Genomic DNA, 20,935 nt, shown 5'->3' with positions numbered 1-20,935 from the left:
TAAGTTCTCCAAACGATAATTTTCGAATTTCTGAGAACGTTTTAAAGCTATTGGATATCAGGAATTTGGATGTGCATGAGATTTCCTGGATTATGACTCATAAGTACAAAGATATCGTATAAATAAGGAGATGGTTTCCATTTTGGAAGCCATTTTTTTTGCTTTTTTTTCTCTGAATTTCCTAACGAAAATCATAAGAAAAGGGATTGCAATCTACCGACATTCATGTTATTATGTCCCTGAGGGGGAGACATTAAATGGAAATATGTCTGCGCATAAAAGACATTTTTCGTCTCACAAAGACATATAAAGCAATAAGAAAGGTGGAGGTTACAATGAAAGAAAGAATGATGTATGCAATTGTAAAAGAAGAGGCGGCGCGTGGGCTGGCGCTTAGAGAGGTCCCCATTCCCGAAACAGGGGAAAATGATGTGAAGATCAAGATTCACTACACATCAATCTGCGGTACGGATTTACATATCCATAACTGGGATAAGTGGTCTCAGGAAACGATAAAACCGCCGATGACCATCGGACACGAATTTGTAGGTGAAATCGTGGAAGTGGGCAGTCTTGTGAAGGAATATAAAATCGGCGATATCGTATCGGGAGAGGGCCACATCGTATGTGGACACTGCCGTAACTGTAAAGCAGGAAAACGTCATCTCTGTAAAAATACCGTCGGTGTAGGGGTAAACCGTGACGGTGCATTTGCACAGTATCTGGTGATTCCGCAGACCAATGTGATTATCTGTGAGCCGGGAATCCCTGAGGAATTATGTTCTTCTTTCGATCCTCTGGGCAATGCAGTACATACCGCTTTGTCCTTTGATATGGTGGGAGAGGATGTGCTGATCACAGGTGCCGGTCCTATCGGCATCATGGCTGCAGCGATCTGCCGCCACGTGGGAGCCAAACATGTGGTGATCACCGATGTCAATGATTACCGGTTGAACCTGGCCCGGGAAATCTGCGGTGCCCATACTGTCAATGTAGCCAGAGAGAACTTAGATGATAAGATGCGGGAGCTTCATATCGAGGAAGGTTTTGACGTCGGACTAGAGATGTCCGGCAATGGCCAGGCGTTTACTTCCATGATTGACCATATGTACAACGGCGGCAAGATTGCAGTGCTGGGCCTTCAGGGAAGCGATACCGTAGTGCCATGGAATAAGATCGTGATTAACTGTCTGCAGTTAAAGGGAATTTATGGCAGAGAAATATTTGAAACCTGGTACAAGATGATGGCTATGTTAAACAGTGGCCTTGAAATTGAGAAGATCATCACTCATAAGTTTGATTTCCGGGAGTTCCAGAAGGGCTTTGACGTAATGAACAGCGGACAGTGCGGAAAAGTAGTTCTGGACTGGACGAAGATTTAATAGAGGATAGGACGAACGAATTAACATAGATAAGGTTATTCAGCCAGACAATGGAAAATGAACGACAGGAGAGAAGTGATAATATGAAAAATGCATTAAACTATTATAAAGAAGCGGTGGAACAGGCGAGAGAAGACGGAACTTATAAGGAGGAGCGCATTATCACAAGTCCTCAAAGGAGCAGAATCAATACTACGAAGACAGAAAATGTCATCAATATGTGTGCCAACAATTATCTTGGACTTTCAGACAACCAGGAGATTATAGAGGCGGCCAAAGCCACTTATGATACATGGGGATACGGCTTGTCTTCCGTTCGTTTCATCTGCGGAACCCAGGGGATACACAAAGAACTGGAAGCAAAAATCTCTTCCTTCCTGGGCATGGATGATACGATTTTGTACTCCTCCTGTTTCGATGCTAATGGAGGCCTGTTTGAAACATTGCTGACAGAGGAGGATGCGGTGATCAGCGATGCATTAAATCATGCCAGCATCATTGACGGCGTGCGTTTATGCAGGGCAAAGCGCTTCCGTTATGCCAATAATAATATGGAGGAGTTAGAACAGTGCTTAAAGGATTCTCAGGATGCCAGGATACGTCTGATTGCCACAGACGGTGTATTTTCCATGGATGGCATTGTGGCTGATTTAAAAGCAATCTGTGATCTGGCTGACAAATACGACGCACTGGTGATGGTAGATGACAGCCATGCAGTAGGCTTTATGGGAATGCTTGGTAAGGGTACACCGGAACACTGCGGCGTCATGGGCCGGGTGGATATCATCACCGGTACACTGGGCAAGGCTCTGGGTGGAGCCAGCGGCGGATATACCAGCGCCAGACAGGAAATCGTGGATTTGCTCCGTCAAAAGAGCAGACCGTATCTGTTTTCCAATACCGTAGCTCCTGCAATCGCCGGCGGAGCCATAAAGACTTTTGAAATTCTGGAGCGGAGCACGGAGTACAGGGACCGCGTTCATGAAAATACCCGTTATTTCAGGGAGAAAATAAAAGAGGTAGGTTTTGATATTATTGAAACTGATCATCCGATTGTAGCGATTATGCTGTATGATGCAAAGACGGCCGTGGAATTTGCAGCAAGGATGCTGGAGCGAGGCGTTTACGTCATCGGATTCTGCTATCCGGTGGTGCCAAAAGGAAAGGCCAGAATCCGTACACAGATATCCGCCGCCCATACAAGGGAGGATTTGGATTTTGCAGTAGAATGCTTTAGACGTGTAAAGGAAGAGATGGGGATTTAAGAAAATAGTGGCATCATTTTTATTGTAAAATGAAATGGACGAGAGCGGGGAACAGGATTATATTTTATCCTGTTCCCCGTTTTTGTGCGCTGACGGTTCTTGTCATTTAAATTTATTATTGTTGACTTGACAACAATAATTCAACATGTTATTATAAGATTGCTTACTAGGAAACAAAAAGGAGATATAAAATGGAGCGGGAAATACTTCAACAATTTACGCAGCTTTATAACAATCAAGACATACTTAGCAATCTTATAAATAGTGGTTTAAACTCACGATATAGTAATTCAGAATTGCATTGTATTGAAGCGATCGGAAAGCTTGAACACCCAAATGGAGTGCAACTCGCTGCGCTTCTTTCTATGACTCGAGGTGCAGTTACAAGGCTGGCTAAGCGTTTGCTGCAGGATGGTCTTATCGAGCGTTATGTTCTTCCGGATAATAAAAAAGAAATTTACTATCGGCTGACCTCTAAAGGAGAGGTTCTGTATAAAGAACATGAGGTTGCTCATACGAAATGGGAAGAACGAGATATCGCCTTTTTATATTCTGTTCCAATAAAGGAGCAACAAGTAATACTTGACTTTTTACAAAAGTTCAATAACTATCTGAAAGTCAAAGTACAGGAGGAATCGCTATGAAATATGATTTGACAACACAAGTGGATCAGTGCTTAATAGAGCAATGGCTCTCCACACAGGAAAACCGCCATATAGCTACAGGACATGTAGGAACACATTTGGATACCTATGAGAAAAGCGTTATCCCGCTAGACTACATTACGTGCCCGGGTATTCTTTTGGATGTATCAGATATTGCAGAAGATCGTGAGATCTCCCTCTCTGATATTGAAAATATACACATACCAGAACATGCTTTTCTTTTCATATACACGGGTCGAAGTGAAAAAGAAAAGTATGGTACCGCGGATTATTTTCGTGATCATCCGCAGTTATCCCATGAGTTGATACAGTGGCTTACGAATCAACCGCTTCGCTTTTTGGGAATTGACTGCTCAGGAATACGCCGTGGAAAAGAGCATGAACCTGCTGACAGACTGTTGGAGAAGAATGGTATATACGTTATCGAGAACTTAAGTGGTCTTAATCAATTGTTAGACATAGATGTCTTTATAGTCTATACTCTTTGGTTTGATGATCCTGTTGCTACCGGACTACAATGCAAAGTGGTGGTGGATACTGAATTCTAAACTTAAATGCGAGTGAATTCGCTTGTTGCGTTATGGGTTTAACTGGAGCTGTGTGATAAAATATTAAGATAAGAATTGCCTGCAAATTGCAGGATAGAAAAAGACTCCTGAGAGTTTCTCTCAAGGAGTCTTTATTACATGCCGAATTTCACCGTATTAAATTGAATTTATGTAATAACGTTAAAGTTTTGTGGCACAATGTTATAGTGAACCACCCAGATTATATGCCAGGAAAGATTCAGACCTTTGCTGAACCGATAATAATGAACAACCATCAGCTGCCATAAACTTTCGTATTGTAACTGCATAATATAAAAGGTATAATACGATCTGAAAATATATTGACAATAGTGTACTAAAATGATACAAATAATGCTTATAAGAAATAAATATGGTATGTGAGTTTAACCTCATCAAGCAGGGTCGAGGATTGCGAATATCCGATTGACTAAAGAATATCGTTTGATTCCTGTGGTGGTAAAAAGCCATTATAGGTATACCGGTATTTTTAACATATGACTGGTAACCGTGTATGAAAATCTTTGAAGGAAGTGAATCCAATATGAAAAATCCGCTAAATTATCAGGTCACGGAATACGACTGCGGCCCGACTACATTACTGAATGCAATGAGTTATCTCTTCACCCGGGATCAGATTCCGCCGGATATCATCAAACATATTATGCTGTTTTGTCTTGATTCCTATAATGCCAAGGGGGAGTTCGGGAAAAATGGAACCTCACGTATGGCTATGATGTTTTTTAGCAACTGGATCAACCAATTCGGAAAGATGAAAAAATTCCCGGTTCAAAGTGAATATCTGACTGGGGACGAAGTGTTTATAGGAGAAAACAGCAAGATCATGTATGGCCTGCAACAGGACGGAGTTGTGGTGGCACGGGTGATGTTAGGCTGCTGGCACTATGTACTGGTAACAGGGGCCGATGAGGAGAATGTTTATTTATTTGATCCTTATTTCAGAAAGAAACCTTTTAAGCAAAAGGGATTGGAGCTGATTACAGATATGCCTTACCATAGGAACCGGTGTGTGCCATGGGAAATGTTTAATGACACGGGAAAGGGTACTTATGCCCTTGGACCCAAGGAAACAAGGGAGGCTGTCATCATATTTAACAGAGTGACACAGAAGAAACCGGCAGATACCATTGAATATTTCATTTGACAATATACGCTCTTTGTGATAACCTGAATCAAATTATAAATGGAGGCAGCTATTATGAATCAACATCAACAACTTAAAAAGTTGAATTGGGACGACGATTGACAGCGCTTGTATCTGTGACGAACCACAGGTGCAAGCGCTAAAAGCGTTGCGCCTATGTGGATAGAATATTTAGGACCACATTGGTAAATTTAATTTGCTCGTGTGGTTCTATTTTTTTACCCATACGAGAAAGAGAAAGGTTGTGATCGTATGGGACATATTGATGATGTCCTCATGGATATATTTATAGCAATAAAAATAAAACAATCATAATCCAGGAGGAAAGACAATGAAGAGTATCATTGGAGAAATCAAAGAGATAACCGTTGAGGCGGAGGAATTAATAAACCACATTGGTGAAACTATAAGAATTCATGGAAGCATCTACAAAATCAGGAAAATGAGCGATTTTGCTTTTGTACTATTAAGAACGAAACGTAACGTGGTTCAGTGCATTTATTCTAAGGAAATTTCCCGGTTTTCTCTTGATGAAATAAAGGAAGAGAGCAGCGTAATCGTGACTGCTTGTGTCAAAGGGGAAGAAAGATCCAGAACAGGCTATGACCTTCAGATAATTGAGATAGAGATATTATCAAAGCCGGAAGAGCAAAGCCCAGTTGTAATAAATAATAAATGTGTAGATACTTCTATGGAAACTCTGCTTAATTTCAGGCCGGTTACGCTTCGTAACGAAAAAGAACGTGCTATTTTTAAGCTGCAGGAAGGGATCACTTATGGAATACGTGAGTTCTTAAAAAGGGGAAGATTTACAGAAATCCGTACGCCTAAAATCGTTTATGCAGGCGCTGAAGGCGGAGCAAATATTTTCCGCTTAGACTATTTCGGCAGAGAGGCATATTTAGCTCAAAGCCCGCAATTTTACAAGCAGATGATGGTAGGCGTTTTTGAAAGAGTGTATGAAATTGCTCCGGTTTTCCGGGCGGAAAAACATGATACCTCCAGGCATTTGAATGAATATACAAGCGTAGATTTTGAAATGGGGTACATTTGCAGTTTTGAAGACATTATGCAGATGGAAACGATGATGCTAAAATATGTAATGAAATATTTAAATGAACAATATGGAGATGAAATAAGGCTGTTAAAAGTGAAGCTGCCTGTAATCAAAGAGATTCCGGCAATTAAATTTAAAGAAGCAAAAGAATTGATTTCAATGGAGTATCATAGACCTATAAAAGATTTTGATGATTTTGAGCCGGAAGAAGAAAAACTTCTTTGCGAGCTGATAAAGCAGAAAACAGGAAGTGAATTTGTATTTGTGACCCATTATCCAAGCAAAAAGAGACCCTTTTATGCTATGGATAGCATGGAGAATGAGGATGAAACCTTAAGCTTTGACCTTTTATTCCGTGGACTGGAAATAACAACAGGCGGTCAAAGAATTCATGGGTATAAGGAACAGATTGATAAAATGGAACGCAGAGGTATGAATACTGAATTATTTGAAAGTTATCTTATGATGCATAAATATGGGATGCCGCCACATGGAGGACTGGGCCTGGGTCTGGAACGTTTTACAAGCAAGCTGCTTGAACAGGAGAATGTGCGGTATTCCACCTTGTTTCCAAGAGATATTAACCGGCTGATTCCATAGAATGATGAAATGGATTTTATATGATAAATAACAGACAGTGGGGGAGGATAAAGAATAATGACAAGAGTATATTTTGTACGTCACTCACAGCCGGACCATGCTTGGGAGGATGACAGGACCAGGCCCTTGACAATGGAAGGCAGAAAAGACTCCAGGAAGGTGCTTGAGTTTTTGAAGGATAAAAATATTGAATCGTTTTATTGCAGTCCTTATAAGCGGAGTTTGGACACCATAGGGGAAACGGCAGCGCATTATGGTAAGGAAATCATCACCGATGAACGTCTCCGTGAACGTGAAAGCGGGAGAAACGGGAATCATCATGAATTGTTTCGAAAACGTTGGGAAGATCATGACTTTCATGAGGAGGGCGGAGAATCAATTACCATGGTACAGGGCAGGAATGTGGCGGCATTAAAGGAAATTCTTCGAAACAATGATGGCAGGAATATTGTCATTGGAACCCATGGAACAGCACTTAGCAGTATCTTAAATTATTATGATACAGACTATGACTGTGATTCTTTCCTGCGGATTCTGGATTGGATGCCTTATATCATAGAGCTTGATTTTGTAGACGGAGAATTTACGGATAAAATCGAGCATTTGCATATAAAAAAGGAATTTTTGTGAAAATAAAAAATGAATATAAAACAATGATTCTTTCCGCCAAACCATAATTTTCCTGGAATTAGCATCTTTCCCATGTATGGTATGGTAAGGAAGAAGAAAAAGTATTATAATAATAACTATCATAGAATCACCGGAATTGATAAAAATATCAGTACTACAAAGAAAATCAAAACGTACTTGCGGGAGGTATCTTATGCAGACATTTAAGCAGTTGTATGAAAGTTTGGTAAAGTCCGTACTAAATGACAATTTGGATCCGGAGATGAATTTGGAAACCTCGTACGATCCTCATCATCTGGACTGTCTTTTGAATCCTACGAAGCACCCGGTAGTAATCCGTACCGGAACCTGCACCTGTTCCAAAGAGGAACGGGAGGAATGCTTAAAGCGATGTCCTTTCGGGGCATTGGGGATCGGAAAGGATGGGGTCACTGTTGATCCGGAGCTGTGCCTGGGTTGTGAAAACTGCATTGAAGGTTGCGCACCGGAAAAGCTGACAGCCAGTACGGATATTATCCCGGCTTTAAAAGCGATAAGAAGCTCCAAGGGACTGGTATATGCAATGATAGCTCCCGCATTTTTAGGCCAGTTTTCAAAGGAGGTTACTCCCGGAAAGCTTAGGTCGGCATTAAAAGCCGTAGGGTTTGATGGAATGCTGGAGGTTGCCCTGTTTGCGGACATCCTTACATTAAAAGAAGCACTTGAATTTGATAAAAATATCAATGATATCAATGATTACCAGCTGACAAGCTGCTGCTGTCCCATGTGGATCGGTATGATCCGTAAAGTCTATCACCAGCTGGTTCCTCATGTGCCTGGCTCGGTATCGCCCATGGTAGCCTGCGCAAGAGTCGTAAAAGAACTCCATCCCGATGCTCTGACCGTATTCATTGGACCATGCCTTGCCAAAAAGGCGGAAGCCAGGGAAAAGGATCTGGCCGGTGCGGTTGACTTTGTTCTTACATTCCAGGAGGTAAAGAATATATTTGATGCCCTGGGAATCGACCCGGCTGTCATGGAAGAAAGTGAAAAAGACCATTCTTCAAGGGCCGGAAGGATCTACGCCAGAAAGGGCGGAGTCAGTGAAGCGGTAGAGAGTACGGTAAGAGCCATTAATCCCAATAAAAAAACAGAAATCCGTACCAAACAGGCAGATGGGGTACCTGCGTGCCGGAAGATGATCCAGGATATTATGGATGGGAAGATAGAAGCAAACTTTTACGAAGGCATGGGCTGTAAGGGCGGCTGCGTCGGCGGACCAAGGGCCATTTTAGGAGTGGAGCAGGGAACAGAACTGGTCAATGATTACGGGGAAAAGGCGACTTATTTGCATCCGGCAGAGAATCCATATGTGATCGAGCTGCTGCACCGTCTGAATCTGGACAGCATTGAAAGCCTGCTGGAAGAAACCGATTTATTCAGCAGAAATATAACGTAAGGCAAATTGTTTTCAAAAGCTTAACTTAAGCAAGCAGGATCGCGGATTGCGAATATCCGATTGACTATAATTTCAGTAAAATCAGTACCTGGGAACCATGGCTGGCGGCTCCCGGGTACTGATTTTCGGTTTTCTTGTTTGCATCTTGCTTTTCACCCCTTAAAAATGATAATATAAAAGAGTATGCATGGACAAGACAGGCAACTGAAAGAAGGGAAATGATATGGCAACAGGCAGAATGAATCAGCTGTTGGTAATGGTCAATTTATGCAGCAGTGTTGTGGAAGGAATCGAACACCTTATGGCCTATAAGGAAAATGAACGACTGAAAGAGGATACTGTCACAGGGCTTCTCACTCTGGAGGAGAGTTTAAAGGGATTTATGGCAGATAAATCGGTGATCCATGAAACGAAATGGATGGCGGAAGTCATAAAGACCCGGCTGTTTGTTTTCGACCAGGAATTTAAAAACAGACTGTACCGCTGGTATTTTTCAGCGTTAAAAGAACTTCGGAACTTAATGACGGCAGAAGTAGAGCGGTGCCCCGTCTGCTCAGGAAAGGGTGTCCCCCATTATGGTGCAGTTCTCTATATGGAAGGCGGAGAGGCGGATGAATATGTGCTGGAGCCTGTCAGGGTCTTTATGAAGTGCATGGATTGCGGGAATTATTATCTTGCAAGGGAAGAAAGCCGGTTTGTAAACAGAAAGAAGGGCTCTCACCGCACAAAAGCAAGATGCGAGCGGCTTTTAGCCGACATCGGAGAAGTTGCAGCAGAAGGAACCATGCTGTTTTTCGGAGAAGAGAAAAGCCCATTATATAAAGAGGCCAGAAAGGCCGGATATAATCCTCAGGCCATGTCCTTAGAGGAAGCCGATGAACAGATAGAAGGCGGTAAGGAGGCGTACCGGATCGTCCTCATTGACCGGATCTCCCGTACTCAGGATTTGAAGCTAATCCTGATCCGGGCGGCGGAGTATCTGGCAGAGGACGGGATTCTCTGGTTTGATGGTCCGGATCTCGATAAATCCATTAAAAATCTGGAAAAAAAGGGAGCTTCCATGTGGAAGGGAGAAGCGGCAGAGGTTTGCCTCACGGACAGCGGCATAGAGGCTCTGGCGGAAAAATGCGGACTTTCCATAAGATCATACCGTCATGTGGGGACTGCTTCCGGGCGTATTGAAGTAATTGCCCAGAAGAAGGAATGACGGATCCTATAGGAGAATGTAGAAAGAGGGAAGGAACAACGTGTTTGACAAATTAACGGAAATTGATATTAAGAAAATGCAGGAAGAAATAGACCACCGGAAGCTGGTCGTTCGGAAGGAAGCTCTGGAAGCGGTAAAAGAAGCAAGAGCTCATGGGGATTTAAGTGAAAACTTTGAATATCATGCCGCAAAAAAGGATAAGAACCAGAATGAAAGCAGGATCCGTTATCTGGAGAAGATGATAAAGACGGCCCAGGTCATATCCGATGAATCCAAAGACGATGAGATCGGGCTCTATAATACGGTTGACTTGTATTTTGAGGATGATGACGAGGAGGAGACCTACAAGCTTGTAACAACCGTCCGAGGAAATTCTATGAAAGGCCTTATCAGCTCTGAGTCTCCTTTGGGAAAGGCTGTTATGGGACATAAGGTAGGCGACCGGGTTTATGTAAAGGTCAATGACAATACAGGCTACTACGTAGTGGTAAAACGCCTGGAAAATACAACGGATGATGGCAGTGAGAAGCTAAGGAGCTATTGATCCGCCAAAGGGGCAGGATGATATGATGAAGGATATGACAAGAGGAAATATTTCATCTCAATTGATACGGTTTTCCATTCCGCTTGTTTTGGGAAATTTATTCCAGCTCACTTATAACGCGGTAGATTCCATTGTGGTAGGACGGTTTGCGGGAGAAGAGGCGCTGGCAGCAGTTGGTGCCGCAGGCCCGGTCATGAACATTGTGATCCTGGGAATTACAGGGATCTGCATCGGGGCTTCGGTGCTGATGAGTGAGTATTTTGGAGCAGGAAGCCATGAAAAGTTAAAGCAGGAGATAGCAACCACCCTTTTATTTGGCTTTTATTTTTCCCTGGTCATTGTGGGCCTGGGGGTGTTTTTTTCCGGCGGGATCATAAGGCTTCTCCGTGTACCGGAGGAAATCTCAGAAGATGCGGCTGTTTATTTAAGGGTCATATTAATAGGAACGCCCTTTACCTTTTTTTATAACGGAGTGGCTTCTGCCCTCCGTAGTGTGGGCGATTCAAAGACTCCGGTTCACTTCCTGGCTATGGCCTCGGTTTTAAATGCATTATTGGATCTGGTATTTGTGGCAGGGTTTCATATGGGAGTTTTTGGGGCTGCATTTTCTACGGTCATTGCGGAGGCGGTTTCCGCGCTTCTGTGTATATTCTACATATATAAAAAGGTTCCCCTTCTTAAACTTAAGCCAAAGGAATTCCGTATAGACCGGGAGCTTTTAAGCCTTACGGTTAAGCAGGGAGCGGTCACGGCATTACAGCAATCCTGCCAACCTATTGGCAAGCTTTTGATACAGGGAGTCATAAATCCTCTGGGAGTCAGCACCATAGCCGCGTTCCAGGCAGTGAACCGGGTGGATGATTTCGCTTTTACTCCGGAACAAAGTATTTCCAGCGGTATGATGACCTTTGTGGCACAAAACCGGGGAGCCGGTAATGGAGAACGGGTAAAGAAAGGTTTTCGGACCGGACTTTTTATAGAAGCAGGCTATTGGGTGATTATATGCATTGTCATCCTGCTGGTGAAGGAACCGGTTATGAGATTATTTGTGCCCAATGGGGATGGGACCATGGTAAGGATTGGGGCGGAATATTTACACCTTATGGCTTTTTTCTATCTGCTGCCGGCATTTACCAATGGGATTCAGGGTTTTTTCCGGGGAATGGGAAATATGTCCATCACCTTAATCTCCACCCTGATCCAGATTTCCGTCCGTGTGGCATTGGTCATCCTGCTGGTTCCGTCTATGGGAATGAATGGCGTTCCATATGCGTGCCTGGCCGGCTGGGCTTGTATGCTGCTTTATGAGGTTCCTTATTATTTCTGGTTTAAAAAGAAAAATGAATTATTACAGGAGAAAAATCATGATTAAAAATATAGTATTTGACATGGGCAGAGTGCTGGTACATTACGATGGAGATATTGTCTGCAGGCATTTTATCGAGGATGAGGCAGAGCGGAAGGCAGTAAGAATCGCTGTATTCGAGTCTCAGGAGTGGCTGTTTCTGGATATGGGTCTGATCTCAGAGGAAGATGCCTTAAAGAAGATGCAGGCGCGTCTGGATACTGCCCATGCAAAGGAAATGGCAGCTCTTTGCCTTGAGCACTGGCATGAATATAATATGTGGCCTGATCAGGAGATGGGGGAACTGGTAGGGCAGCTTAAGGAGAGGGGATATGGTATCTATCTTTGTTCCAATGCTTCCCTTCGTCTGCTGACGTGTTATAAAATCATTCCGGGAATTGAACATTTTGACGGGATCTTATTTTCCGCGGAGGTAAAGTGTTTGAAGCCTCAAAAGGAAATGTACAGCCATTTATTTGAGCGGTTTCACTTAAAGCCGGAGGAATGCTTTTTTATCGATGATTTGCCCATGAATATTGAAGGAGCAAGGGCCTGCGGCATGGATGGGTACTGTTTTGAGGACGGAGATGTGAAACGGTTGAAAGAATTTCTGGCCCATTTGAATGATAACTAAGAATGACCTGGAAACATTAGGTCTTATAGCTTTGCAATGAAATGGAGAAACGCTTATTATGTACCGGATTCAGATAAAGGATATGGATTTTGAACAGATCGCAAGGTCCGGCCAGTGCTTCCGTATGGAAGGCCGGGAGGGCGAAAACGGAGTCTGGTCGATCGCAGCTGCGGGAGAATATGTGGAGGCAGTCAAAGATGGAGACTATTTCTTATTTTCCTGCGGAGAGAGGGAGTTTAAAGAAACATGGGCCGGCTATTTTGACTTACAGACCGATTACGGCGGCTATAAAAAACATGTGGACTCTGAAGATGTATATCTTAGAGAAGCCATGGAATGGGGCTGGGGTGTCCGGATCCTTCATCAGGATCTATGGGAAATGCTGGTGACCTTTTTGATTTCCCAGAATAACAACATCACCCGCATCACAGGCAGTGTTAAGGAGCTGTGTAAACGGTTCGGAGACAAAAGGAAGGGGATGGGCCTTACCATGTCCCCTGACGGGAGTTTGAAAGAAACAGTAAGAAGCTATGATGCCTTTCCGGAGCCGGAGAGCCTTTCTTTGGCGGGCCTTAAGGGATTGTCCGGTCTGGGTCTGGGTTACCGGGATAAATACATCCTGTCAATCGCGGAAATGTGCAGCGGTCCAGAAGGAAAGGAATGGCTTTTACACTTAAAGGAAGCAGATTATAAAAGCGCCCACAGCATACTGATGGAGCAGTATGGGATCGGAAGAAAGGTGGCAGACTGTATCTGCCTGTTCGGGCTTCACCATGTGGGGGCTTTTCCTGTGGATACCCACGTAAAGCAGATCTTGGAGCTTCACTATCCTCAGGGATTTCCCCTGGAGCGGTATCAGGGATACGCCGGGATCCTCCAGCAGTATATGTTTTATTATAAGATAAATCAGATACCTCGCAGCAAACTGCGGGGAACTTGACCCGAAATTTTGATTACCTGTGCAGCAAAAGCTGCCCAGGTTTTTTTATTTTTGAGATTGTCGAAATATTTCATACTTTTATCACACAATCAACAAATATATATCACACAATTTTCACAATTCCCTTTTACCCTAAGTAAGGATGCAAAATGCATAATAGACAGGAGGAGAGAGAGTTGATTGAAGTCAGAAATCTGGTAAAGGATTACGGCGGTCATCTGGCTGTGGACCATTTAAGCTTTACGATCAACGATGGACAGATCTATGGATTTCTAGGACCAAACGGGGCCGGAAAATCCACCACGATGAACATTATGACCGGGTACATCGGAGCTACGGAGGGCGATGTGCTGATCAATGGCCATAATATACTGGAAGACGGGGAGGAAGCAAAGAAATGTATTGGGTATCTGCCGGAGCTTCCGCCGCTTTATGTGGATATGACTGTGGAAGAGCAGCTGCAGTTTGCTGCGGAATTAAAGAAAATACCGAAAAAGGAGAGGAATGAGGCTGTTTATGAGGTCATGGAGCTTGCCAAACTGGTGGATGTAAAAGGCCGTTTGATCCGCAACTTATCAAAGGGCTATAGACAGCGTGTAGGCCTGGCCCAGGCAGTTTTAGGGTTTCCGCCGGTTATTATTCTGGATGAGCCTACGGTAGGACTGGATCCTAAGCAGATCATCGAAATCAGGGATACCATCCGCAGGCTTGGGCAGAAACATACGGTTATTTTAAGCTCCCATATCCTTTCCGAGGTCAGCGCAGTATGCGATCATATCATGATCATTGACAAGGGAAAACTGATTGCCAGCGATACGCCGGAGAATCTAGAACGCCAGATGGCCGGGACTGCCGGAATGGAGCTTTTAGTAAAAGGGACAGAAGAACAAATCCTTAAAATTTTGGAAGCCATTCCCCAGGCAGCCAATGTGTCGGTACGGGAGAGCGGAGAAGAAGGAATAAACAGTGCAGATTTCCGCATCTGCACAGAAGAGGAAGGGACAGAAGATGGAGAGGATATCCGGGAAACTATTTTCTTTGCATTTGCTGACCAGAGGATTCCCATTCTTTCCATGCAGACCATAAGGGCGTCCCTGGAAGAGGTATTCCTTGAACTGACAGGGGAAGGAACGGCAGAGGGGATAGAGACAAGTGAAAACCTTGAAACAGATGATTTTGAAGGGGAGCCTTCAGAGGCAGACCTTAAGGAAGAAACAGAAGACGGAGAGGGGGATGAAGAATAATGGCAGCAATTTATAGAAGAGAACTGAAAGCCTATTTTCAGTCCATGACCGGATATGTATTTATCGCCTTTATGGTGCTGTTCATAGGAATTTACTTTATGGCTTATAACATGATGAGCGGATACCCCTACTTTTCCTATACTCTGTCTGGCATGGTGACTATAATCATGATCGGCATACCAGTGCTTACCATGAGAAGCTTTGCAGATGACCGGAAGACCAAAACGGACCAGCTTCTGCTCACCTCTCCGGTATCCGTTGCCCAGATGGTTCTTGGAAAGTATCTTTCCATGATAACCGTCTTTGCCGTCCCGGTGCTGCTTTCCGGAATCTGTCCTCTCATCATCAAGCTGAACGGAAATGCAAATTTAAAAGCGGATTATGCTTCTTTACTGGCCTTTTTCCTGCTGGGCTGTGTCTATATTGCCATCGGAATGTTTATTTCTTCCTTAACAGAAAGCCAGATCATTGCTGCGGTAGGGACCTTTGGAATCATCCTTCTTCTGCTTTTATGGCCCAGCCTTGTGGGATTTTTACCCACATCGGCGATCGGCTCTGCAGCAGGTTTTCTGATTCTTTGGTCTGGGATCGTTTTTGCGGTATCCCGAATAACGAGCCATGGTCCTCTTGCAGCCGTTCTGGAGGCAGCTGGAGTCATCTGCATCGCAGTGCTGTACCTTGTAAAAAAGGGCCTTTTTGAGCGCGCACTGACCAATGTTCTGGAAAAGATTGCAGTGACCGATGTGTTTCAGAACTTTGCCAGTCATGACATCTTTGATGCAGGCGGCCTGGTTTACTATATCAGCATCATATTCCTGCTGGTATTCTTGACCGTGCAGTCCATAGAGAAACGCAGATGGAGTTAGGAGGATGGAGATGACCAGAAAATTAAAAAAAGGAGGCTACACGGCAATCCTAACGTTGATTGTCATAGCAGCCGTGGTAATATTAAACCTTATCGTAGGCCGTCTTCCAGAGAAGGTACGGCAATGGGATATGAGCAGCAGCCAGATCTATACCCTGGGCGGAACCACAAAGGATCTTCTTAAGGCGCTTGATAAGGATGTTACGATTTATGTGGTGGCAGATCCGGACTCGGTGGATAAGCGGATCACAAGCTTTATAAAACGTTACGAGGATTTATCCGGCCACATCAAGGTCGTGACCGTGGACTCCGTTCTTCATCCGGACCAGGTACAAAAGCTCAAGGCACAGGATAACACGCTTTTGGTAAGCTGCGATTCCACAGGAAGGACAGAATCCATCGCCCTGACCGATATCATTAAAATGGATGAAATGTCCTACTATTATTACGGACAGTCTAAGGAGACCGAATTTGACGGAGAGGGTCAGCTTACCGGGGCCATCTCCCATGTGATTAACGATGTGCAGAAAACAGTTTACGTGACAGAAGGCCATGGAGAGGCGGCTCTTGGAGCTACTGCTTCTGATATGTTGAAAAAGTCCAATCTGACCGTAAACTCCCTGAATCTTTTGACAGGAGGAAGCATTCCTGAGGATTGTGAACTTTTGCTTATCAATGCTCCGACATCAGACCTGGCGAATGATGAAAAGAAGATGATTTCTGATTACCTGGATAAAGGGGGAAGGGTTCTGATCCTCGCCGGCTATGCGGAAAAGGACCGCCCGAACTTAAGTGCCCTAATGAGCGATTACGGCCTGAACCTGGAAAACGGACTTGCAGCAGATACCAAGAAGTTTTATCAGAACAATCCCTATTATATCTTCCCGACCATTCAGGCAGGAAGCGAAGTGACGAACGGCATTGATGGAAAAAGCTCAGCCCTTGTCCTTCAGTCCGCAGCCATGACCCAGAAAGAGGTTTTGCCGGAAGGCGTGGAAGTAACTCCTTTTATGGAGACCAGTGATGGAGGTATGCTGGTAACGGCCGATAAGCAGACAGAAGGAACCTATATCCTGGGAGCCGTATCAGAGAAGACTTTAAGCTCCGGAACGGCACGTTTGACCGTATTCACTACCCCTTCCCTTATCGATGAGGGGCTGAACACCAGCTTTACCAATTTAACTAATTTAAATCTTTTCATGAATGCAGTTACGGCTAATTTTGATGACGTTTCCAATGTATCCATTCCTGCCAAAAGCCTGGATGTGACCTATAACACCGTTACCCACGGAGGCATGTGGGGAATCCTGTTTATATTTGTTATCCCGGTAATGACACTGGCAGCAGGACTGGTAATCTGGCTGAAGCGCAGACGTCTGTAAAAGGAGGCTGAAACATGAAAAAGAAAAAGGGCCTTTTATATGGAACGGCCGCTCTGGCGGCCCTGTGTGTGATCTATGTGGGGGTGGGCCAGTATATGAACCACTCCAAAGAACAGGCGAAGGAGAAGGAGGAGGGTGAGAAAGTCTATCTCACCGACCTTTCAAGTGTTTCCAGCCTTTCCTATGATATTGACGGACAGGAGCTGTCCTTTACAAAAAAGGATAGCAAATGGAGCTATGACGGAGATGATCTTTTTCCGGTAAAACAGGAGGAAATGGATTCCCTTGCTTCCACGGTTTCAAAGCTTGAAGCCCTGCGGAAGCTGGAAGGCGGAGACAGTCTAAGTGCCTATGGTCTGGATAAGCCCATAAGAAAGATCGCTGCAGCAGCGGAGGATGGGACGAAATCCGTAATCCTCCTTGGCAATGCTACCGGTGACGGGGATTATTATGCAGCACTGGAAGGGCAGGATACCCCGTATCTCATCAGCTCTGACCTGTACAATGAAACCGGCAACGGACTAAATGATCTGATGGCCCTGGAGGAGTTCCCTGCTGTTTCCGGAGCTGACATAAAGAGCATTACAATAACAAAGGCAGGCATCAGTGAACATTATGTAAAAAAGAAGCTGGATGAGAAAGATGGGACGATCGAATGGTTCAGGGACTCTGCGGATTTACCGGACAACAAGCTTTCCGATAATTCCGGCCTGAATGTCCTAGCAGATTCCTTAAGCGGTCTGAAGGTAAAGAGCTGCTCCAATTATAAGGTACAGGATAGCGAACTGGCTGGCTACGGTCTTGATCAGCCTGCTGCGGTCATTACCTATACTTATGATAAGAATGGTTCGGAAGAATCCTTTACCCTGTCTGTGGGTTCCTTAAACAGCGATTCCAGCTGCTATTACACCCGTACGGAAGGATCTTCCAATATTAATGAAATAGAAAAGGCTTCTATTGATAAGTGTTTGACGGTAGACAAAGGCATTTCATAAAAATAGTAAATGGTACCCTGATTCTTCAGGGTACCATTTTCGAAATCTAAAACGAATAGTCCTCTACTTCCACCTTATCTACCTGCTGATACGGTGCCAGAGTGGATATCATCTTTACTCTGCTCTTGTATGGATTAAAGCAGTAGTGAACTTCGGAAGGTTCAATGTGAATGAAATCTCCCTGTTTTAAATGGTGGACAACTCCATCTACAACAATATTGATCTCTCCCTCCAGAATGAAGAAATCTTCTTCCATTACGTTATGATAGTGAGCGGTGAAATCCTCACCTGGCTGGAACTGTACGACTGCAAAATTCATGCGCGGTCCTTTCATCAAATATTTTGGGCCGCTGTCGCCAAAACGGAATTCTTTTTCTGATTCATTGGTAATGAACATATTTTCTTCTCCTTTTTCTTCCCTTATAAACCGGGTGCTATCCACATATTCTTAGTGATCTTACGGTCACAGAGAGCCAGCTGAACCTGATAAAATTCTCTCCATTTCCCATAGATTTCCCCATAAATCTTATGATTCTCCATGTTAGGCATAAACTGCCTCTCTATCGTTACCAGCTCTTTTGCAGTTTCAGCTATATCCTGATACATGCCGATTCCATATCCGGCCAGGATCGCAGCGCCCAGTGCAGTGGCTTCCTTTACCTTAGGAACCTTTACCGGAAGCCCAAGAACATCAGACAGTATCTGGGCCCAGAGGGAACTGTTAGAGGCTCCGCCGGCAAAAGTGATTTCTTTTGGAAGATGGCCGATGGCATCCTGGACCAGATCCAGATGTCCTTTTGTAACCAGAGCCGCATTCTCTAAAATTGCCCGGTAGAAGGTATAATGGTTATATTTCCCGGGATCAAGGCCAAAGTTGGAGAAGGTCGGTGCGGCGTGTTTCCAGTTAATAAAGTTCATTACATCCGAAAAAGTGCACATCATTCCATAGCACCCTGCCGGTATTTTCTCTGCTTCCTCATTCATCAAATCATAGATGCTCATACCTGCTTCCTCTGCCAGCTTTTTTTCTGCATGGCAGAAGCTGTCCCGATACCATCGCATGACAAGGCCCGGCTGAAAGGCAAGGGCTTCAAATTGCCAGATACCTGGTATGGCATGACAGTTTACACGGACACGGCAGTCCTGATCCGTGTCCGGCTTATCAGTGTTGTACTCGTACTGCCAGAAGCTGCCTCCGAATACCGCGGCTTCCCCGGCATGTACCACACCTACGCCAATACAGCCAAGCTGGGCATCTCCTCCGCCAACGACGACGGGAATTCCTTCAGGCAGTCCAGTCTGGTCTTTGCAGCAGGAAGCGGTTTTACCGATTACGGTCCCGCATTCCTTTACAAGGGGAAAAATATCTTTCCGGAGTCCGCACCGTCCGGCAATCTCCGGATTCCAGCAGCGGTTTTTTAAATCAAACAATCCAGTGGTTGATCCATTGCTTGGCTCTACGGCAATGATCCCGGTCAGCTTAAATATGAGCCAGTCATTGAACATTCCAATGTATGCGGCCCGTTTATAAATATCAGGCATTTTATTCTTTACCCAGAGAAGCCTTGGAAGGGCATCCAGTGCATAGGACTGTCCTGTTTCCTGATAGAGGAGACGTTCAAGCTCCGGATCACTGCGGATCAGTTTTTCAACTTCCTCATTGCTCCGGGCATCTACATTGGCACAGGCCCAGATTTCTTTTCCTTCCTTGTCGTAAAGAACGATACCTTCTCTCATGCAGGTGGTGGAGATTGCGGCTACCTCATAAGGATCGATGGAGCTTGTGCATAAGACCCTTCGGATACAGGATGCGGCAAGCTCCCAGTTATGTACCCAGTCAAAATCCATACTCCCCGGATACCGGGGATCTTCCCTGTGTTCCCATTCCTCTTGAATACAAGAGATCTGATTGCCCATGCTGTCAAAAAGTACGGCACGGATGCTGCCGGTGCCTGCATCAATTGCTAAAAGGTAATTTGATGACATCTCCATTCCTCCATTCTATTTTCATATCGGTGAGTCGGGATCTTCCTCCATCAGGTTTATTGCCGTTTGTTCATCTGTGATTAACACATTTAAGTAGCCTCCCTTTAAAGAAGCACGTATAGCTTTTACTTTGCTGTCACCTGCGGCAACTCCAATGACATTGGGCAGGGTGCGCAGGGTTGCAAGAGATGTGCTTAACAGCCGGTCTTCGATATCAGTATGAATGGGATTTCCGTCCTGATCGATGAAATGGCTCAGGATATCACCTACGGCTCCCTGCATGGCCAAATAGAGAAAGTCATTCTTTGTGAAAATTCCATTCTTGATTATGGTTGCATCTTCTCTGATCCCTCCTATGCCTACGACGGTCATGGAAGCCAGATTCACCATGCGGGAAATTTCCTGTACGGAAGGCTCGTTCTGCATGGCACTGCAAAGCTCCTTGGTTGAAACAACGAGCGGTGCAGGATACAGAAACAGTTTTGCATTAAATTTGCTGGAAAATGTATTTGGAAGATAATAGCTGACTCCTCCTGTTAAAGATACGGCAGACAGAGGTGCTTCCGTTATGGTGGCCAGATGATTGATAACCCGTCCAAGAGTATCTCCGTATCCTATATTGATGTATGTGTTTTCTGTAATCCGGTCACTGATATACATGGCGGCGGCTTTGGCAATGGTATCGTTGAGAGAGGAACTGCCTGGTACAGAAGGAACTACAAATGCATCCTTTAAATTCCATCTGCGGATTAATTCCTGTTCGACTTTTAAGTGACGGCTTCGTTCCTGGGAAATCTGAAACTGGATCACTCCATCCTGCCTGGCTTTCTCCAAAAGCTTAATCACTTTCATTCGGGATATTCCCAATTTTTCGGAAATTTTTTGCTGGGTCATATTTTCTATATAATAATACCATGCTGTTTTAATAATAAGGGAATCTTCATAGTTCATTTTTAGGTCTCCTGTTCTTTGTTGTTCTAAACAAATGTTTCGAGTTGAATCAAATGTTTTGAATTTTCTTTAGT

General features: G+C 44.4%; 20 protein-coding genes. 17 read left to right on the top strand and 3 right to left on the bottom strand.

What is annotated here, in order from left to right; translation table 11 throughout:
• The first annotated feature begins 335 nt into the window (after window positions 1-335).
• From tdh to BMW45_RS02740, 17 genes are all read left to right on the top strand, one after another.
• Window positions 336-1,382 (top strand): L-threonine 3-dehydrogenase, encoded by a 1,047-nt coding sequence (gene tdh, locus BMW45_RS02820; RefSeq protein ID WP_207641642.1) that lies wholly within the window; start codon window positions 336-338, stop codon window positions 1,380-1,382.
• Between the two features lie 83 nt (window positions 1,383-1,465).
• On the top strand, window positions 1,466-2,647 hold the full coding sequence (locus tag BMW45_RS02815) for a glycine C-acetyltransferase (protein WP_092240452.1): 1,182 nt from the start codon (window positions 1,466-1,468) through the stop codon (window positions 2,645-2,647).
• 191 nt (window positions 2,648-2,838) lie between these two features.
• Window positions 2,839-3,291 carry a MarR family winged helix-turn-helix transcriptional regulator gene (locus BMW45_RS02810; protein WP_092240451.1) on the top strand — a complete coding sequence of 151 codons (453 nt, stop codon included), beginning with the start codon at window positions 2,839-2,841 and terminating at the stop codon, window positions 3,289-3,291.
• Window positions 3,288-3,860: a cyclase family protein gene (locus tag BMW45_RS02805; RefSeq protein ID WP_092240450.1), complete on the top strand. Its 573-nt coding sequence runs from the start codon at window positions 3,288-3,290 to the stop codon at window positions 3,858-3,860. Before BMW45_RS02810 ends, BMW45_RS02805 begins: the two co-directional genes overlap by 4 nt.
• Before the next feature lie 562 nt (window positions 3,861-4,422).
• Window positions 4,423-5,043, top strand: a complete 621-nt coding sequence (locus tag BMW45_RS02800) for a hypothetical protein (protein WP_025231363.1) — start codon at window positions 4,423-4,425, stop codon at window positions 5,041-5,043.
• A 331-nt stretch (window positions 5,044-5,374) separates the two neighbouring features.
• The gene (aspS, locus tag BMW45_RS02795) at window positions 5,375-6,700 is read left to right on the top strand and encodes an aspartate--tRNA(Asn) ligase (protein ID WP_092240449.1); all 1,326 of its coding nucleotides are present in this window, start codon (window positions 5,375-5,377) and stop codon (window positions 6,698-6,700) included.
• 57 nt (window positions 6,701-6,757) lie between these two features.
• Window positions 6,758-7,330, top strand: coding sequence for a histidine phosphatase family protein (locus tag BMW45_RS02790; RefSeq protein WP_092240448.1), 573 nt, complete (start codon window positions 6,758-6,760; stop codon window positions 7,328-7,330).
• Between the two features lie 193 nt (window positions 7,331-7,523).
• Entirely contained in the window at window positions 7,524-8,768 is a 1,245-nt protein-coding gene (locus BMW45_RS02785; protein WP_092240447.1) for a [Fe-Fe] hydrogenase large subunit C-terminal domain-containing protein, read from the top strand.
• Between the two features lie 223 nt (window positions 8,769-8,991).
• On the top strand, window positions 8,992-9,975 hold the full coding sequence (locus BMW45_RS02780) for a hypothetical protein (protein WP_092240446.1): 984 nt from the start codon (window positions 8,992-8,994) through the stop codon (window positions 9,973-9,975).
• Between the two features lie 40 nt (window positions 9,976-10,015).
• Window positions 10,016-10,519 (top strand): transcription elongation factor GreA, encoded by a 504-nt coding sequence (gene greA / locus BMW45_RS02775; RefSeq protein ID WP_092240445.1) that lies wholly within the window; start codon window positions 10,016-10,018, stop codon window positions 10,517-10,519.
• 22 nt (window positions 10,520-10,541) lie between these two features.
• Complete coding sequence (locus BMW45_RS02770) at window positions 10,542-11,891, top strand: MATE family efflux transporter (protein ID WP_092240444.1); 1,350 nt, start codon at window positions 10,542-10,544, stop codon at window positions 11,889-11,891.
• A complete protein-coding gene (locus BMW45_RS02765; RefSeq protein WP_092240443.1) occupies window positions 11,884-12,498 on the top strand; it encodes an HAD family hydrolase in 615 nt (204 codons plus the stop codon). Before BMW45_RS02770 ends, BMW45_RS02765 begins: the two co-directional genes overlap by 8 nt.
• A gap of 58 nt (window positions 12,499-12,556) precedes the next feature.
• On the top strand, window positions 12,557-13,438 hold the full coding sequence (locus tag BMW45_RS02760; RefSeq protein WP_092240442.1) for a DNA glycosylase: 882 nt from the start codon (window positions 12,557-12,559) through the stop codon (window positions 13,436-13,438).
• Between the two features lie 176 nt (window positions 13,439-13,614).
• Entirely contained in the window at window positions 13,615-14,682 is a 1,068-nt protein-coding gene (locus BMW45_RS02755; RefSeq protein ID WP_092240441.1) for an ABC transporter ATP-binding protein, read from the top strand.
• The gene (locus BMW45_RS02750) at window positions 14,682-15,548 is read left to right on the top strand and encodes an ABC transporter permease (RefSeq protein WP_025231374.1); all 867 of its coding nucleotides are present in this window, start codon (window positions 14,682-14,684) and stop codon (window positions 15,546-15,548) included. Before BMW45_RS02755 ends, BMW45_RS02750 begins: the two co-directional genes overlap by 1 nt.
• A gap of 10 nt (window positions 15,549-15,558) precedes the next feature.
• On the top strand, window positions 15,559-16,929 hold the full coding sequence (locus BMW45_RS02745) for a GldG family protein (RefSeq protein WP_092240440.1): 1,371 nt from the start codon (window positions 15,559-15,561) through the stop codon (window positions 16,927-16,929).
• Window positions 16,930-16,943: 14 nt separating this feature from the next.
• Entirely contained in the window at window positions 16,944-17,924 is a 981-nt protein-coding gene (locus tag BMW45_RS02740; protein WP_092240439.1) for a DUF4340 domain-containing protein, read from the top strand.
• A gap of 46 nt (window positions 17,925-17,970) precedes the next feature.
• On the opposite strand, the gene BMW45_RS02735 is transcribed toward BMW45_RS02740, so the two are convergent.
• From BMW45_RS02735 to BMW45_RS02725, 3 genes are read right to left on the bottom strand one after another with little or no spacing between them, the layout of a single operon-like run.
• Window positions 17,971-18,321, bottom strand: a complete 351-nt coding sequence (locus BMW45_RS02735; RefSeq protein ID WP_025231377.1) for a cupin domain-containing protein — start codon at window positions 18,319-18,321, stop codon at window positions 17,971-17,973.
• A gap of 23 nt (window positions 18,322-18,344) precedes the next feature.
• Window positions 18,345-19,910: an autoinducer-2 kinase gene (gene lsrK / locus BMW45_RS02730; RefSeq protein WP_092240438.1), complete on the bottom strand. Its 1,566-nt coding sequence runs from the start codon at window positions 19,908-19,910 to the stop codon at window positions 18,345-18,347.
• 21 nt (window positions 19,911-19,931) lie between these two features.
• Window positions 19,932-20,861, bottom strand: coding sequence for a sugar-binding transcriptional regulator (locus BMW45_RS02725; RefSeq protein WP_092240437.1), 930 nt, complete (start codon window positions 20,859-20,861; stop codon window positions 19,932-19,934).
• Between the last annotated feature and the right edge of the window lie 74 nt (window positions 20,862-20,935).

It is taken from the genome of Lacrimispora sphenoides (assembly GCF_900105215.1).
Classification (GTDB): domain Bacteria; phylum Bacillota; class Clostridia; order Lachnospirales; family Lachnospiraceae; genus Lacrimispora; species Lacrimispora sphenoides_A.
This window is presented reverse-complemented; position numbering and strand designations above follow the sequence as displayed.